Here is a 14,776-nt window from a genome sequence, read left to right as displayed (position 1 = left end):
GCGCCCCCCGGTGCCGTCACACCGGACGGCCCCCGTCACTGGCCGGCCAGCGGTTCCCGGCTGGCGGAGCGGAGGGCGGGACCGGCCGTGGCGGCGGCGACCACCGCGGCCAGCGATCCCACGGCGACGGGCAGCACCAGCCAGCCGTTCGGCGAGGGGGCCAGGTCCCACCGCGACAGCACCGCCGCTCCCACGAGGAATCCCGCGCCGGAGGCCACGAGGCTCGCCACCAGCCTCGGCACCGCCGCCTCCAGCCGCGACGCCCGCCTCAGGGCCCGCACCGAGGCCCCCGCCGCCACCAGGGCCCCGATCGTCCGCCGCCGGTCCGTGATCGACCCGGCGGCGCTCAACGCGGCCCCGCACCCCGCGAGCAGCCCGGCCCCCAGCAGACCGAGCGCCGCGGCCCAGCGCAGCTCCTCGTGGAGCTGGTCCGCCACGGCCCTCCGCTGGGCGCCGCTGTCGACGGCGAGGCCGGGCGCGGCCCCTCCCAGGACCCCCCTGGTCGCCTCCCTGGTCCCGGAGGTCGTGGTCACCAGCACGGCGGCCTCGGTGAGCGCGCCGGGGTCGGCCAGCGCCGACGGGTCGACCAGCGCCCAGCCCTCCGCCGGCGGTGCTCCGTCCCGCTCCACCCGGCGGACCAGGTGATCAGCGCCCGCCAAGGCCAGCTGGTCACCCGCCAGGTGACCGCCGCCAGCCGAGTGCCGCACCACCCGGGGGCGGACGTCCGCCGCGCCGCCGCCGGCGAGGAGCACGGCCGGGGAGCCGGCGCAGTCCCCGGAGCTGACCCGACCGAAGGGGACGGCCTCGGCACAGGGCAGCACGAGCGCGTCCCACCGCGCGAGCCCGTGGCCCGCCACGGTCGCCAGTCCCGCGACGGCGACGGTGGCCTCGATCCCCCGCTCGTCGAGACCGGTGCGGACGGCGTCGGCGATGGGCACGGCCCGGGTGCTGGGCAGGTCGACGGTGAGGACGGAGTCGGCCACCGGACGCTCACCTGAGGTGGGACCGGGTGGGTTGGACAGCAGGGTGAGGGTGGTCGACGCCAGGAACACGGTCAGGACCAGCCCGGCCCCGGCGCGGTACGCGCCCACGGGGTCGGCCAGCAGCCGGCGGCCGGCCAGCAGTGCGGCCGGTCCACGCCAGAGCCGCGCGAAGGCACCACCGAGCGCGGCTGCCAGTGAGGGGCCGACGAGGGACACCGACAGGGGGAAGGCCACCAGCCCCAGCACCGCCAGCGGGAGCGCGTGCTCCCCCGACGCGTTCACCCCCCACAGGAGGACCGCCAGGGCGAGCACGGGCGCCACCCACCGCCACGGGGACGGCCGTTCCCACCGCCGCTCGCCGGCCGAGCCCCACGGCGACCGCGCCGCCCGGCGCGTTCCTACCACCGAGGCGGTCACGACACCCAGGGGCACCAGGACGGCCACGAGGAGCGTCATCGGACCGGGGGGCGCCAGGTCGTCCGGCGACCAAGGGCCGTCCCCCCACGGCACCAGTGCGGCCAGCGCGCGCAGCGGGGCACCCGCCACCAGGCCGGCCGCCGTGCCGAGGACGCCCGCCACCGCGGCTCCGGTCGCCGCCATCGCTGTGACCTGCCAGGGAGTGGCTCCCGAGAGCCGGAACGCCGCGAGCCGCCGGGACCGGCGGGCCGCCGCCAGCCGGGCGGCCGAGGCGATCAGCACCAGGCAGGGCACACCGAGGGCCACGACGCCGAGGCCGGCGACGGCGAGCAGCGGGAGGTCGGGTTCGCCGCCGTGGACCGCCAGGCCGGGGACGGCGGCGGAGAAGGCCGGCAGCGTCCCCGGTTCGTGGCCGACCAGCGCGAGCAGCTGGTCGGGGTGCGCCAGAGCGGCCTCCTCGACCGTCCCGACCACCTCGCCGTCGAACCGCACGGCCAGGTCCTGGTACGGGAGGTCGGCCGCGAGCTCCGCCAGCGCCGAGGACATCAGCACCTCGCCGGGTTCGGGGAAGCGCGGCACACCCGGGGGGACGGGGATCGTGTCGGGGGAGATGTCCCCTCTGGCCGGGGCCACGTCGATCCTGGTGATGGCGCGGTCGCCGACGACGTCCGGCGTGGTGAGCACGAGCGCGCGAGCCGGCCGGGCGCCGTCGTCGGCAGGGTGTTGCCAGGACGCGCGGGCCGAGCGGTCCAACGCGGCTGACGGGAGGGTGACCAGGAGGGTGATCAGCGCGGTCGTGGCTGCGACCCCCAGTGCGGTGAGCAAGGTCGCGACCAGGGCGCGCCGGTCGGCCACCAGGACCCGCAGCGCCAGGCGGACGGCGTTCACGCGCACGCCCGCTCCGCGCTGAGCCGCCCGTCCCGCAGGACCAGCCGCCGGCTCGCCAGGGCGGCCACCGAGGAGTCGTGGGTGACCAGGACGACGGCCGCCCCGGTCGTGTGGGCGGCGTCCAGCATCGCGTCGACGGTGTCCCGCCCGGTCCCGCTGTCCAGGGCGCCGGTGGGTTCGTCGGCGAAGACCACCCGGGGTGAGTGCCCGAGCGCTCGGGCGACGGCCACCCGCTGGGCCTGCCCGCCGGTCAGCTCGCGGGGCCGGTGGCCCGTCAGGTCGCCGAGTCCCAGCCGGTTCAGCCAGGTGCCGGCGGTCTCGGTCGCCCTTGCCCGGGAGACGCCGGCCAGCAGCAGCGGCAACGCGGCGTTCTCCAACGCCGTCAGCTCGGGGACCAACATGCCGCCCTGGAACACGAAACCGAAGGCCCGCCGCCGCAGCTCGCTCCGCCTCCGCTCGCTGAGCGAGTCGATCCGGTGGCCGTCCAGGATGACGGTGCCCTGGTCGGGCGGCAGGATTCCCGCCAGGACGTGGAGGAGGCTGGTCTTGCCCGAGCCGGAGGGGCCGACGACCGCCACGACCTCCCCGGCCCGGATCCCGAGGTCGACGTCCCGCAGCGCGACGGTGCGCCCGTAGCGTTTCGTCAGTCCACTGCCCCGCAGCACGGTGTCGCCCCGACCGGATCCGCCGAGGTGGGCGCCGGCGTTCACCACCGTTGTCCCCTTCCCATGACCAAGGCCCGGCGCCCCCCGATGGCGCCGGGCAGGGAGCATCCTGCCGTCCCGCGCCTTCCGCCCACTTCCTCCTCACGGTCGGGAAGCGCGGTTCTCCCCTCGGCCGATCGGCCGACATCCCGCACCGGTCGGCTGACGTCGCGGGCAGCGGACTTCCGTACCTTGACGTGTTGTGGCTTTCCCTCCTCCGCTCACCGAGCCGGCGCCACCGAACCGGAACCTGCGTGGCCTGCTGCGCCAGCAGTGGCCGCTGGTCCTGTTCTTCGGGTTCCTGCTCACGCTCAGCGGCTACGCCTCCCTCCGGCAGGGGCCGGCCGGGACGCTGGACGCGCTCAGCGCCGCCCTGACGGCCCTGTTCGCCGTGGTGGCGCCGCGCCGCCCGGTGCAGGCGGCCCTGCTCGGCGCGCTGTCGATCGTCGCCGTCGTCCCGGTCGCCCAGGACGCGTTCCGGGACGGGCTGGAGACCGCGGTGGCCGGCAACCTGGGGGTGAAGCTGGCGGCGGCGATGGTGTTGACCGCCTACGTGGTGCGGTTCAGCGGTCGGCGGGTCGCCTGGTGGTGCGTCGGAGCGCTCACCGCCGCCCTGTCCGTGCTGATCACGGTGTCCAGCGGCCCGCGACTGGAACGGGGGCTGGCCACGCTCTTCCAGTTCTCCCCGATCGGCGCGCTGCTGCTCGTCGTGTCGGTGGTGACCGGCCTCTACTTCAAGAGCCGGGACAGCGAACGACGCCACTCGGTGAGCCAGGAGGTGTCGGCGGCGCAGCAGGCGGAGCGGATGGCCCTCGCCCGGGAGCTGCACGACGTGGTGGCCCACCACGTGACGGGGATCGTCGTGCAGGCGCAGGCCGCCCGGGTGGTGGCCTCCGACAACCCCGAGGTGGCGTTGCGGGCGTTGGAGCTGATCGAGCGCAGCGGGGTGGAGTCGCTGGCGGCGATGCGACGGCTGGTGGGCACGATGCGGGGGGCACCGGCGGCGGGTTCCTCCAACGCCACCGAGCAGGCCACCACCGACCTCGACGCGGACCTGCGGCGGCTCACCGTGGACGCGGCCCGCAACGGCATCCCGGTCATCCTGGAGATGGACCAGCTCCAGCCGGTTCCCCCGGAGCTCGGCCGGTCGGTGCTGCGGCTGGTGCAGGAGGCGATGACCAACTCGGGCAAGCACGCCGCCGCGCTGACCTCGGTGGTGGTCCGGGTGGTCGAACGGGACGGCGGCCTGGAGGTGCGGGTCACCGACGACGGCCGGGGCAAGGCCGAGAAACCGGTGGGGGGTTCCGGGGGCTACGGTCTGGTGGGCATGCGGGAGCGGGTGGAACTGCTCGGGGGGCAGTTCGAGTCGGGGCCCGGCGACTACGGCGGCTGGCGCGTCTGGGCGTGGCTGCCGATCCGGGCGGAGAACGACTCCGACAGCTAGTGGGGGCTCCCGTTCCGGCAGCGAGCAGCAGACGTCTTCCGAACCGACAGACAGCCGAGGTGCCAGTGACGATCAAGGTGCTGATCGCCGACGACCAGGAGATGGTGCGCGCCGGGTTCAGGATGATCCTGGACGCGCAGCAGGACATCGAGGTGGTGGCCGACGTCTCCAACGGTGTGGACGCGGTCAACCAGGCCAGGGCACTGCGACCCGACGTGTGCCTGATGGACATCCGGATGCCCCGGCTCGACGGGTTGGAGGCGACCAGGCAGCTGGCGGGGCCGGAGGTCGCCGACCCGGTCAAGGTCGTGGTCGTGACCACCTTCGACCTCGACGAGTACGTCTCCAGCGCCCTGTCCTACGGGGCCTCGGGCTTCCTGCTCAAGGACGCGGGGCCGGCCCTGCTGGTGGAGGCGGTGCGGGCGGCGGTGCGCGGCGACGCCCTGGTGTCGCCGCAGATCACGGTGCGCCTGCTCCAGCACTACCAGTCGGGGCGCCGCACCAGCCAGCGCCGGCCGGACGTCTCCCTCACCGACCGGGAGCTGGACGTGGTGCGGGCGGTGGCGAACGGGCTGACCAACACCGAGATCGGCGGGAAGCTGTTCATGTCGCTGTCGACGGTGAAGACGCACCTGGCCTCGGTGCAGGGGAAGTTGGGCGCGCGGAACCGCGTCGAGGTGGCCGCCTGGGCCTGGCGTTCCGGCCTGATGGAGGACTGACGGGGGCAGGAGCCCCAGACTCCTCCCGCGCCAGCGCACTCCTGTCTACAGGGGACAGTAGGCGAAATGGTCGTGAGGTCGTCACCCTGGGTGTTCGCACGACTCTCCAGGGCTAGTAGCGTGACGCCGTGTCCATTCCTGTTCGGGCCGGTGATCTGTCCCGGAGCTGCCGGCAGCTCCGGGAGGCGGCCGAGTCCATCAAGGAGAGTCCCCCGGCGCACCTCCTGCGGTACTACGCGGCGGAGTGCGGGTTGAAACACGCGCTGCTCCGCCGGCGGAACGGCCGGACCACCGATGACCTGCCGCCCCAGCAGAGGAAGGGCGAGAGCGGGCACGACCTGCGGTCCCTCGCCAAGGAGCTCCGGCTGGCCGATGCCGACTACCGGGAACTGCGCGCCTGCCGGCGACACGGGTCCGGTTCCGTCCGGCACCACGAGCTGCACGAGGCGTGGCGGTACGGGGTGCGGCTGGACGCGGAGGAGGAACGGAGGGCCGTGGCAGCACTCGACCGGCTCGTCCAGTGGGCCGTCAAGGAGGGAGGCTCGTGACCACGACCGAGAACTGGCACCCCGAGGCGCCCACGTTCTTCACCTGGTTCGACGTGGAGCAGTGGTTCCGGGACCTGGCGGCCGAGGGGGAGTGGCCGGAGTGGCTGGTGGAGGTGGACGCCTACTGGGATTCCCTGGAGCTGACGCTCGACCAGCAGGTCACCTTCGGACAGGTCTGGGACTACCTCGGCGACACCCTGGGCCGCCTCACCGTCGACCGGGAGGCGGAGCGGCTGCTGCTCGAGGATGGCGGCGTCGACGGTGCGAACGGGCTCGATGTCGTCCTGACCCGCGCGGCCCCGGACCACGACTCGGGAAGGCGGTATCGCCGGCCGAAGTGGAACGAGAACCGGGTGACCAGGGAGGTCGGTGAGGCACTGCCACGACCGAACAACGCCGAACTGCCGCACGGCGTCAACGTGGCGGCCTTCCACTCCTTCAAGGGAGGCGTGGGGCGGACCACGCACTGCGTGGCGACCGCGCGGGCCGTCGCCGCGAGCGGGCAGCGGGTGCTGCTGGTGGACGCCGACCTGGAGGCACCGGGGATCACCTGGATGCTGGAGGCGCAGGGCAACCGCATCACCTTCTCCTTCGAGGACTTCCTCGCCCTGCTGCACGGGGCCGACGAACCGGACCGCGCCGTCGCCGTGGCCAGGAGGCACCTCGCCAACCAGGAGATCGACGGGGTCCTGCTGCTGCCGGCCCGGCGCGACCCGAACCGGACCGAACCACCTCGCCTGGCGCCGGGCGACCTGCTGACCCCCAGCCGCTCCCGCTACTTCCTCACCGAATCCCTGGCGAGGCTCGCCCACGCACTCGGTGCGGGCACCGCCCTGGTGGACCTGCGCGCCGGGGCGAGCGAGTTGAGCGCGCCGGCGCTGCTCGACCCCCGCGTGCACCGCGTGTTCGTCACCACGGCCAGCGACCAGTCCGTCCGGGGCACGGTGGCAATGCTGGACGAGGTGCGCCGCCGGGCGCCCAGCACCGCGGAGGACGACCCGGTCCCGACCGTGATCGTCACCCAGTACCAGAACTCGGTGCACGACGGCGTCGTGGAGGACGCGGCGGCGCGGCTCGCCGAGGCTGTCACCCGGATCATGAAGGGCGGGGCGGGGGCGGAGGAGATGGCCGGGGAGGAGGACCCGACCACCGAGCTGCTGGTCACGACGCCGCTCCGGAGCCCGTTCTCGCCTGGGCTGCTGGCCCTCCCCGCCTCCTGGGACGGGGTCGCCGCCGCCAGCGACCGGGCTGGCCTGGGGCGCGTGGTGGCCGGCCTCGCCGACAACCTCCGCGCCGGGGTCACCCCGGAGCCGGTGGCGGACGTGTCGCCCTCGGGTCGGCCCAGCCTGCCGGACCGCCGCCGCTGGTTGGCCGAGCGGGCCCGGTTGCTGACCTACGCCGAAACCGCGATGAAGCAGGACGAGGACGCCGGTTTCCTCCGCACCAACTCCCTCGTCAACCTGGCCTCGGCGCACCGCACCGAGGCCCCGGTCGAGGTGGTCGTGGGGGCGAAGGGGTCCGGGAAGACCTTCACCTTCCTGTCCCTCTGCCGGCGGCGGACCTGGGGCGCCTTCGGCGCAGACCTGGGTGTCCGGGACATCGAGCTGGACGCGGACATCGTTCCCGTCCTGTCCTCCCAGTACCTGAAGGATGACATCGGGCAGGACATCGACGAGATCCGCCGCTCGGCGGCGAACCGGCTGGCCAGCGTGGAGGGGGCCGAGGTCGAGGTTCCCGCGCGCGACCCCAAGGAGTTCATCGACAAGAAGCTGAAGGAGGACCGGACCGACGGCGACTGGCGGCGGATCTGGCTCACCGTCCTCGCCCGCTCGGTGGGCATCCCGGCGGAGCCCGACACCGCCGAGGACGACCTGGTGGAGCTGGCCCGAAGGCGTAGCGCCATCTTCGTGGTCGACGGCCTGGAGGACCTCTTCCAGGGGATCAGCCGGGAGCCCCGCCAACAGCAGGCGCTCCGGGTGCTGCTGACCACCTGCATGGAGTGGATGCGCAAGCTCCGAGGCCGGCCGCTCGGGCTGGTCATCTTCGTTCGCCGTGATCTGGTGCAGTACGCCATCACCCAGAACACGGCGCAGTTCCTCGCTCGGTACCAGCAGTTCGAGCTGCGCTGGGACCAGGTGGAGGCGCTGCGCCTGGTGGCCTGGGTCTGCCACCACTCCCGCGCGTTGCCGATGGCGAGCGAGGACCTCGTGCAGTCGGCTGGCCACGACGTCCTCTCCGAGCACCTCCTCTCGTTGTGGGGGGAGCGGCTGGGTTCCGCGCGGAGCAGGGAGGCGGGCTCGCAGGCCTGGTTCCTCGCCGCGTTGTCCGACTTCAACCAGCAGATCCAGGCCCGGGACATCGTCTTCTTCCTCAAGGAGGCGGCGGAGAAGTCCGCCGACGACCCCTCCCCGACGAAGTGGACCGACCGGCTGCTGACCCCGACGTCCATGCGGCGGGCGCTACCTGCGTGCAGCGCCCAGAAGATATTCGCGATCCAGGAGGAGATCCGCACGATCAAGGAGGTCTTCGATCACATGCGGACCCTCGACCACGAGGGGCGGAAGGTGCCGTTCCGGCGGGAGGACGTCGGGCTGAGCCTGGAGGACATCGCCCTGCTGGAGTCGAACGGGGTGGTGTTCCTCGTGGAGAACGAGTACTGGATGCCCGAGATCTACCGGCACGGGCTGAACTTCAAGGCGACCACCCGCCGACCCAGGGTGCTGGGTGTGGCGAAGCTGGTGCGCGGCTCGTCCCCCGGGGGCGCGGGACGGCGCTGACGGGAGCGGGTGGGAGGGGCGCCGCGCGGGGACGCCCCTCCCACCGCCGTCTCAGCTCCTGGCGTCCTGGTCGGGCAGTGGCGTGCCGGTCGACGTCTCGTCGGTGGGCACGTCGGCCCGTCCGTCCGGCGTCGTGCCGGCCCCGTCGCTCCCCTGCCCCCGGCGGACGGCGGAGAGCAGCAGCTGCGCCACGTCGACCACCTCGACGTTCTCGCCGGCGGTGCCCTCGTTCTGCCGCTGGGTGACGCCGTCGGTGAGCATCACCCGGCAGAACGGGCACCCGGTGGCGATCTTGGAGGGGGCGGTGCCCAGCGCCTCGTCGACCCGGTCCACGTTGATCCGCTTGCCGATGCGCTCCTCCATCCACATCCGGGCGCCGCCGGCCCCGCAGCACATCGACCGGTCGGCGTGCCGGGGCATCTCCCGCAGGGAGGCACCGGAGGCGCCGACCAGCTCGCGGGGCGGCGAGTACACCTGGTTGTGGCGGCCCAGGTAGCAGGGGTCGTGGTAGGTGACGTCCTCGGCGATGGGGGCCACCGGGGTGAGCCGTCGTTCGCGGACGAGCCGGTTCAGCAACTGGGTGTGGTGGACGACCTCGTAGTTCCCACCGAGTTCTGAGTACTCGTTGGCGAGGCTGTTGAAGCAGTGCGCGCAGGTGGCGACGATCTTGCGCCGGCCGGCCGGGCGGCCCTCGAAGACGCCGTTGAGCACCTCGACGTTCTGCTGGGCGAGCATCTGGAACAGGAACTCGTTGCCGGCCCGTCGCGCCGGGTCGCCGGTGCAGCTCTCCTCCGGTCCGAGCACCACGTACTTCACGCCGGCGGTGTGCAGGAGTTCCGCGACCGCCCTGGTGGTCTTCTTGGCGCGGTCCTCGAAGGCCCCGGCGCAGCCGACCCAGTACAGGTACTCCACGTCGTCGGCGAGCTCGCCGTCGAACACGGGGACCTCGAAGTCGAGGTCCTCGGTCCAGGCGAGGCGGTCCTTGGCGTTCTGGCCCCAGGGGTTGCCCTTGTTCTCCAGGTTCTTGAACATGCCGCCGAGCTCGGTGGGGAAGTTCGACTCGATGAGCACCTGGTAGCGGCGCATGTCGACGATGTGGTCGACGTGCTCGATGTCCACCGGGCACTGCTCGACGCAGGCCCCGCAGGTGGTGCAGGACCACAGCACCTCGGGGTCGATGACTCCGCCGAGTTCGCCGTTCTCGCCCGGTTCCCCGATGAGGGGCCGGTCGGCCTCGGCGAGGGCGAGGGCGTCGATGCCGGCGAGGCGGGCCTCGGCGCCGTCGCCGGTGATGCCGACCTCGTCGCCGGCCATGTCCTTCCGGCCGCCGGCCATCAGGTAGGGGGCCTTGGCGTAGGCGTGGTCGCGGAGGGCGGTGATGACGAGCTTGGGGGAGAGGGGCTTGCCGGTGTTCCAGGCGGGGCACTGGGACTGGCAGCGCCCGCACTCGGTGCAGGTGGTGAAGTCCAGCCAGCCCTTCCAGGTGAAGTCCTCGACCTTGCCGGCCCCGAAGGTGTCGGTGTCCGGGTCGGCCTCCTCCAGGTCGAGGGGCTTGCCGTCGCTCATCATCGGTCGCAGCGCGCCGAGGGCCTGGCCGCCTTCGGGTTCCCGCTTGAAGTAGATGTTGACGAAGGCCGCGAACCGGTGCCAGGCGACGCCCATCGTGATGTTCCTGGCGACGACGACGAACCAGAGCATCGAGACGAGGACCTTCGCCGTGGCGACGAGCAGGACCCCGGTTTCGAGGGCGCCGGTCGAGGCGCCGGAGAAGGCCAGGACCAGGGGGTAGCTGGCCAGGAAGCTCGCGGAGTAGGAGTCGGCGCCGAGCAGCGCGCCTTCGAGGCCCCGGAGCAGCAGCACGCACAGCGGGATCACGAGGATCACCGCTTCGACGAAGTAGGCCTGCCGGAAGTTGGACCCGGCGAAGCGGGACACGCGGTCGGGGCGGCGCGGGTGGTTGAGCTGCCGGATCACGATCAGCGTGAGGATGCCGATCAGGGTGGCCGCGGCGAAGAACTCGATCACGACCTCGAAGACGATCCAGTGCCCGATCAGCGGCAACGCGAAGGTGGGGTCGAAGAGCTGGCCGTACCCGGTGGCGAGGGTGGGGACGAGGAGGACGAAGCCGGCCGCGACGAACCAGTGCGCGGCACCGACGACGCCCCACTTCAGCATCCGGGTGTGGCCGAGTGCCTCGGTCAGCATGGTGCGCAGCCGGGACCCCCACGGTCCGTTCCTCGTCGGGTCCGGTTGCCCGAGGCGGATCGTCTTGACCATGCGGGTGATGGCGCGCACGAACAGGGTGACGGCGTACGCCGTGGCGGCGAGGCAGATCGCCACGAGGGTGAGCTGGAGAGCGCCCATGCTTCCGGCCTCCTGATCGGGACTGTTCCCCGCAGCCTAGACCAGGTTACCGGCCGGTAATAACTCCTGGCGCTGTCGGTGTGCCCAGTTTTCGCGGCCTCCGACCGTGCGGCCGTGCATAATATGGAACAAATGTTCTGATTGTTAGGGGGTTCGCATGGTCTACCTGCTGCTCGCCGTCGCGATCGCCGCCGAGGTGACCGCGACGGTCGCCCTCCGCTTCTCCGAGGGCTTCTCCCGCCTGATCCCCTCGATCATCGTGGTGGTGGGCTATGTGATCGCCTTCCGTACGCTGGCCGAGGTGCTGAAGCGGGGGATGCCGATCGGCACCGCCTACGCGATGTGGGCCGGGATCGGGGTGGCCGCCGTCGCCGTGATCGGGGCGCTGTTCCTCGGTGAACAGCTGACGCTGGTCAAGATCGCCGGCCTGGTCCTCGTGGTGGGAGGTGTCGTGCTCCTCGAACTCGGGGGCGGGCACGGCGACCCCGGGGCGTCGTCCTCGGTCGCCGCCGAGGCGGACCTGGACACGGGCGGGAACGGAAGGGCGGGAGCGCAGGGGTGACGGCGGAGTCGCGGGACGGACGGGTGGCCAGGGGTGACCGGCGCCGTGCGCTGATCGTCGCCGCCGCCGTCCGGGTGGTCGAACGGGAGGGCGTGGCCGGGCTGACCCACCGCGCGGTGGCCGCGGAGGCCGGCGTGTCGCCGACCTCTACGGCCTACCACTTCGCGACCGTGGACGACCTCATGGTCGGCGCGCTCCGGGCATCGGTGGAGGACAGCGCGGGCGGTCTGCTCGACCAGGTGCGGCGGACCGCGACCGATCCGGTCCGTGCCCTGGCCGACTACGTCACCGTCCACCGGGGGCGGGCCATCGCCGAGTACGAGCTGTACCTCCAGGCGGCCCGCCGGCCCGCGCTCCGCCCGATCGCCAGACAGTGGTTGGACGCCCTCTCCGAGGTGCTCCGACCGGTGGTACCGGACGAGACGGCCCGGCGCGCCCTGGTGGCGACCGTGGACGGCCTGCTGTTGCAGTCCCTGCTGTCGGACGAGCCGCCGAGTGAGGCGGAGATGCGCGCGCTGCTCGGGCACGTCGTGCGGGTCAGCGGCTCCGACACCGGACCGGCCGCGCCCCACGGTTGACCGCCCCCTCACCGTTGACCGAGTCGGACGGTTGACCGGGCCGCAATCGGTTCCCCCGAGCCTGGTGGGCCGGCCGGGAGCTGCCGGCCAGGGCGGGGGCCCTCCGCCGGGGCGGGGGCGAGGGGTCAGGGCGCGGTCGACCCGGTGCGGCCGTGGGGCCGGGGGCGGTCGCCGCCGCCCGCCCGGCGCGCCCGGTAGGCACGCTGCTGGCAGGCACGCGAGCAGTAGCTGCGGCGCCGGCCGGTCGGCGCGAGGACCAGTTCGGCTCCGCAGCTGAGGCACCGCGAGTGGTTCCGGGGGACGACCGTCCCCGTCGCGGAGCCAGGTTCCAGCGCCTCCCGCGACAGCGCCTCCCGCGACTGGGACTCCTGGGCGGCGACCAGGGACTCGACGCCGTCCAGCAGCCGTGCCAGACCGAGTTCGAACGCCGACCGGGGCTCGGGGGACGCTCCGGCCGCCGCCACCTTGGCCAGGCTCGGGTGGTTGGTCAGGTCGAAACGCCGCCAGAACGGCGAACCCGCTGACCGCCAGCCGTCCTCCCAGGTGCCCGCACCCTCGACCGACAGCCTGGCGGAACCCCGGACGTAGCCGTCCACGGCCTGGGCCAGGTTGACCAGCTCGTCCTCCGGTAGCCCCGTCGCCAGCAGGACGTCCAACGCGGCCTCGTGGGCCGCGAGCATGTTGGGCCCGGGAACCGCCCGGTGCGTGGAGATCTCCAGGACCCAGGGGTGGCGGTGGTAGAAGTCCCAGTCCTGGCGGGCACGGGCCTCCAGCCTCGCCCGCCAGCCACCGGCCAGGTCGTAGAAGAGCGAGAGCTCCCCGTACGCGCGGTCCACCATCACGTCCACCAGGTCGTCCCTGCTGGGGACGTGGCGGTACAGCGACATCGCCGTGAAACCGAGCCTGGTCGCGACGGCGCGCATCGACACCGCCGCCAGCCCACCCGCGTCGGCCATGCCGATCGCGGTCTCCGCGATCCGTTCCCGCGTCAACCGAGGTCGACGGCCACGGTCGGAGTCGCCGGTGGTCCCCCACAACAGCGCCATGCCGTGCGCGAACGTCTCCTGGTTCGTGCTCTTCGCCGCCATCCCACGTCCACCGGTCCTCGACGATTACCCGGAGTATGTATACAGCCCACACCCGTGGTGTACGGCGCACACCTCCGCCCTCGGCGCGTCCCGTCGGCTTCGGCGTCGACTTGCGCCGCTGAGGCGGGGGCGGTGCGGATTCGGCCGGGGAACGCGGGCGCGACGGCGTTCCCGATTCCTGGCGAGCGGGGTGAACCGGAGCGGGGAGGCGATTTCCCCGAACGTCGAGGCGGCGCGGGTTGGTTTTCCCTCACCCGGCGGACGCCAGCGCACGCGCGATGCGTGGATGGTCGTCGGAAACCCGATTCCGCCGTCGTCCGCACGGGCGCTACCACGGCGGCGCGCCGGCCGCCACCGCGCGAACCGGGCCTGGTCAGCCGGTGGAAGGATGGCGTCTAGCTCGTCGGAGGGAGCCAGGCCACGCGCCGCCGAGGGGCGGCATCCCGCCACTCGGCTTCGAATGCCCACGGGCGGGAAGGGTGTCCCGCCCGCTTCCCGTGCCGGCGAGGAAGCGAGAAGGCCCGAGGAGTGGCATCGCTCCGGAGTGGGCTCACCATTCCTCGTGGGGCGAATGCGGAGTCGGCCGACGGCGGAAAGGGAAGGAGAATTCGCCGGATCAAGGGGCGGGCCTCGGTGGAATGGGAACAGGCTCAGCTCGCTGCTTTCTCCGGGCGATCGGCGCGTGACGGAACCGGACGCGGGGTTCCCTCACGCCGCCGGGGAGCGCCGGTGGCGTCCTGGCGCGGCGTCGGAGCGCCGAGACTGGCGACAGCGGGCGGGGACAGCCCCGTGACCTGGTCGTTCCTCCCGGCGGCTCCGAACGGGACGCCGGTGTTCAGGTGGAGGCGAGCGAGGCCAGGGCGTCGAGCCTGCGCAGGGTCTCGTCACGCCCCGCCGTCTCCAGGTCGAACAGGCACCGGCCCACGCCGGCCTCGGCCAGCTCGGAGATCGTCGCGGGGTCGTCGGGAGTGCCGAAGACGGTCACCGGCAGGTCCCTCCCGGCCTTCGCCCGGACCTCGGTGACGCGGGCCGCCAGTCGTGGCGTGTTGGCCCGGGGCAGCCATCCGTCCCCGTACTCGGCCAACCGGCGGAGCGCCGCCCGGCTCTCGCCGCCCACGTAGATCGGCGGATGCGGCGTCTGGACCGGCTTGGGCCACTGGTAGATCGGGTCGAGGTCGACGTGCTCGCCGTGGAACTCGGCCAGTTCCTCGGTCCAGATGCGCCGGATGGCCAGCACCCGCTCGTCGAGGAGGGCGCCCCTGGTGGCCGGGTCGGTGCCGTGGTTGCGCATCTCCTCCTTGTTCCAGCCGCCGCCGACGCCCAGGATCGCCCTGCCGTCGGAGATGAGGTCCAGGCTGCTGACCTCCTTGGCGGTGTGGATCGGGTCCCGTTGCGGGATCAGCGCGATCCCGGTGGCGAGCACGAGCCGCCGGGTGACGGCGGCGGCCGCGCTGAGCACCACGAAGGGGTCGAGGGTGCGGTAGTACTTGCGTGGGAGCTCACCGCCCTCCGGATAGGGGCTCTCCCGGCTTGCCGGGATGTGGGAGTGCTCGGCGAGGAACAACGCGTCGAAGCCGCGCTCCTCCAGGGCGGTGGCCAGGTCGACGGGGCGGATGCTCTCGTCCGTGACGAAGGTGGAGACTCCGAACTTCATCCTTCGAGGGAAACACGATCCGCCCGGCGGCGCCGATGTCCACGAGGACG

At 73.0% G+C, this 14,776-nt stretch carries 11 protein-coding genes; 6 read left to right on the top strand and 5 right to left on the bottom strand.

From position 1 onward, the window contains the following. Positions 1-35: 35 nt before the first annotated feature. The gene (locus ACOJVX_RS25200) at positions 36-2,294 is read right to left on the bottom strand and encodes an FtsX-like permease family protein (RefSeq protein WP_422647132.1); all 2,259 of its coding nucleotides are present in this window, start codon (positions 2,292-2,294) and stop codon (positions 36-38) included. Beyond that, on the bottom strand, positions 2,285-3,001 hold the full coding sequence (locus ACOJVX_RS25195) for an ABC transporter ATP-binding protein (RefSeq protein ID WP_051313585.1): 717 nt from the start codon (positions 2,999-3,001) through the stop codon (positions 2,285-2,287). Before ACOJVX_RS25195 ends, ACOJVX_RS25200 begins: the two co-directional genes overlap by 10 nt. A 193-nt stretch (positions 3,002-3,194) precedes the next feature. Between ACOJVX_RS25195 and ACOJVX_RS25190 the strand changes: the two genes are divergently transcribed. From ACOJVX_RS25190 to ACOJVX_RS25175, 4 genes are all read left to right on the top strand, one after another. After that, positions 3,195-4,436 carry a sensor histidine kinase gene (locus ACOJVX_RS25190; RefSeq protein WP_418155386.1) on the top strand — a complete coding sequence of 414 codons (1,242 nt, stop codon included), beginning with the start codon at positions 3,195-3,197 and terminating at the stop codon, positions 4,434-4,436. Between the two features lie 65 nt (positions 4,437-4,501). Further along, the gene (locus tag ACOJVX_RS25185; protein WP_016700599.1) at positions 4,502-5,155 is read left to right on the top strand and encodes a response regulator; all 654 of its coding nucleotides are present in this window, start codon (positions 4,502-4,504) and stop codon (positions 5,153-5,155) included. A gap of 128 nt (positions 5,156-5,283) precedes the next feature. Then, positions 5,284-5,703, top strand: coding sequence for a hypothetical protein (locus ACOJVX_RS25180; RefSeq protein ID WP_418155385.1), 420 nt, complete (start codon positions 5,284-5,286; stop codon positions 5,701-5,703). Next, positions 5,700-8,480, top strand: a complete 2,781-nt coding sequence (locus ACOJVX_RS25175; RefSeq protein WP_422647131.1) for a MinD/ParA family ATP-binding protein — start codon at positions 5,700-5,702, stop codon at positions 8,478-8,480. The genes ACOJVX_RS25180 and ACOJVX_RS25175 overlap by 4 nt, the downstream gene beginning before the upstream one ends. A 51-nt stretch (positions 8,481-8,531) precedes the next feature. Here ACOJVX_RS25175 and ACOJVX_RS25170 read toward each other — a convergent pair whose 3' ends face one another. Then, positions 8,532-10,844: a (Fe-S)-binding protein gene (locus ACOJVX_RS25170; RefSeq protein ID WP_026417923.1), complete on the bottom strand. Its 2,313-nt coding sequence runs from the start codon at positions 10,842-10,844 to the stop codon at positions 8,532-8,534. 157 nt (positions 10,845-11,001) lie between these two features. On the opposite strand from ACOJVX_RS25170, the gene ACOJVX_RS25165 reads away from it, so the two are divergent. Next, entirely contained in the window at positions 11,002-11,406 is a 405-nt protein-coding gene (locus tag ACOJVX_RS25165; RefSeq protein ID WP_418155381.1) for a DMT family transporter, read from the top strand. Continuing rightward, positions 11,403-11,984: a TetR/AcrR family transcriptional regulator gene (locus ACOJVX_RS25160; RefSeq protein WP_016700007.1), complete on the top strand. Its 582-nt coding sequence runs from the start codon at positions 11,403-11,405 to the stop codon at positions 11,982-11,984. Before ACOJVX_RS25165 ends, ACOJVX_RS25160 begins: the two co-directional genes overlap by 4 nt. Before the next feature lie 125 nt (positions 11,985-12,109). Here the strand turns inward: ACOJVX_RS25160 and ACOJVX_RS25155 are convergent, their stop codons facing one another. Together ACOJVX_RS25155 and ACOJVX_RS25150 are read right to left on the bottom strand one after the other, a co-directional pair. Then, on the bottom strand, positions 12,110-13,072 hold the full coding sequence (locus tag ACOJVX_RS25155; protein WP_418155380.1) for a TetR/AcrR family transcriptional regulator: 963 nt from the start codon (positions 13,070-13,072) through the stop codon (positions 12,110-12,112). Positions 13,073-13,907: 835 nt separating this feature from the next. Next, a complete protein-coding gene (locus tag ACOJVX_RS25150) occupies positions 13,908-14,726 on the bottom strand; it encodes an LLM class F420-dependent oxidoreductase (protein ID WP_030106440.1) in 819 nt (272 codons plus the stop codon). Positions 14,727-14,776: the final 50 nt, after the last annotated feature.

It is taken from the genome of Actinoalloteichus caeruleus, from assembly GCF_049311605.1.
In the GTDB taxonomy this organism is placed as follows: domain Bacteria; phylum Actinomycetota; class Actinomycetes; order Mycobacteriales; family Pseudonocardiaceae; genus Actinoalloteichus_B; species Actinoalloteichus_B caeruleus.
Note: the sequence above shows the minus strand (reverse complement) of the source record. Positions and strands in the feature narration are given on the sequence as shown.

Bases quoted from the DNA above. Each gene is read 5' to 3' on its own strand.
- ACOJVX_RS25155 (WP_418155380.1), bottom strand. From the start codon at position 13,072: ATGGCGGCGAAGAGCACGAACCAGGAGACGTTCGCGCACGGCATGGCG.
- ACOJVX_RS25165 (WP_418155381.1), top strand. From the start codon at position 11,002: ATGGTCTACCTGCTGCTCGCCGTCGCGATCGCCGCCGAGGTGACCGCG.
- ACOJVX_RS25150 (WP_030106440.1), bottom strand. From the start codon at position 14,726: ATGAAGTTCGGAGTCTCCACCTTCGTCACGGACGAGAGCATCCGCCCC.
- ACOJVX_RS25170 (WP_026417923.1), bottom strand. From the start codon at position 10,844: ATGGGCGCTCTCCAGCTCACCCTCGTGGCGATCTGCCTCGCCGCCACG.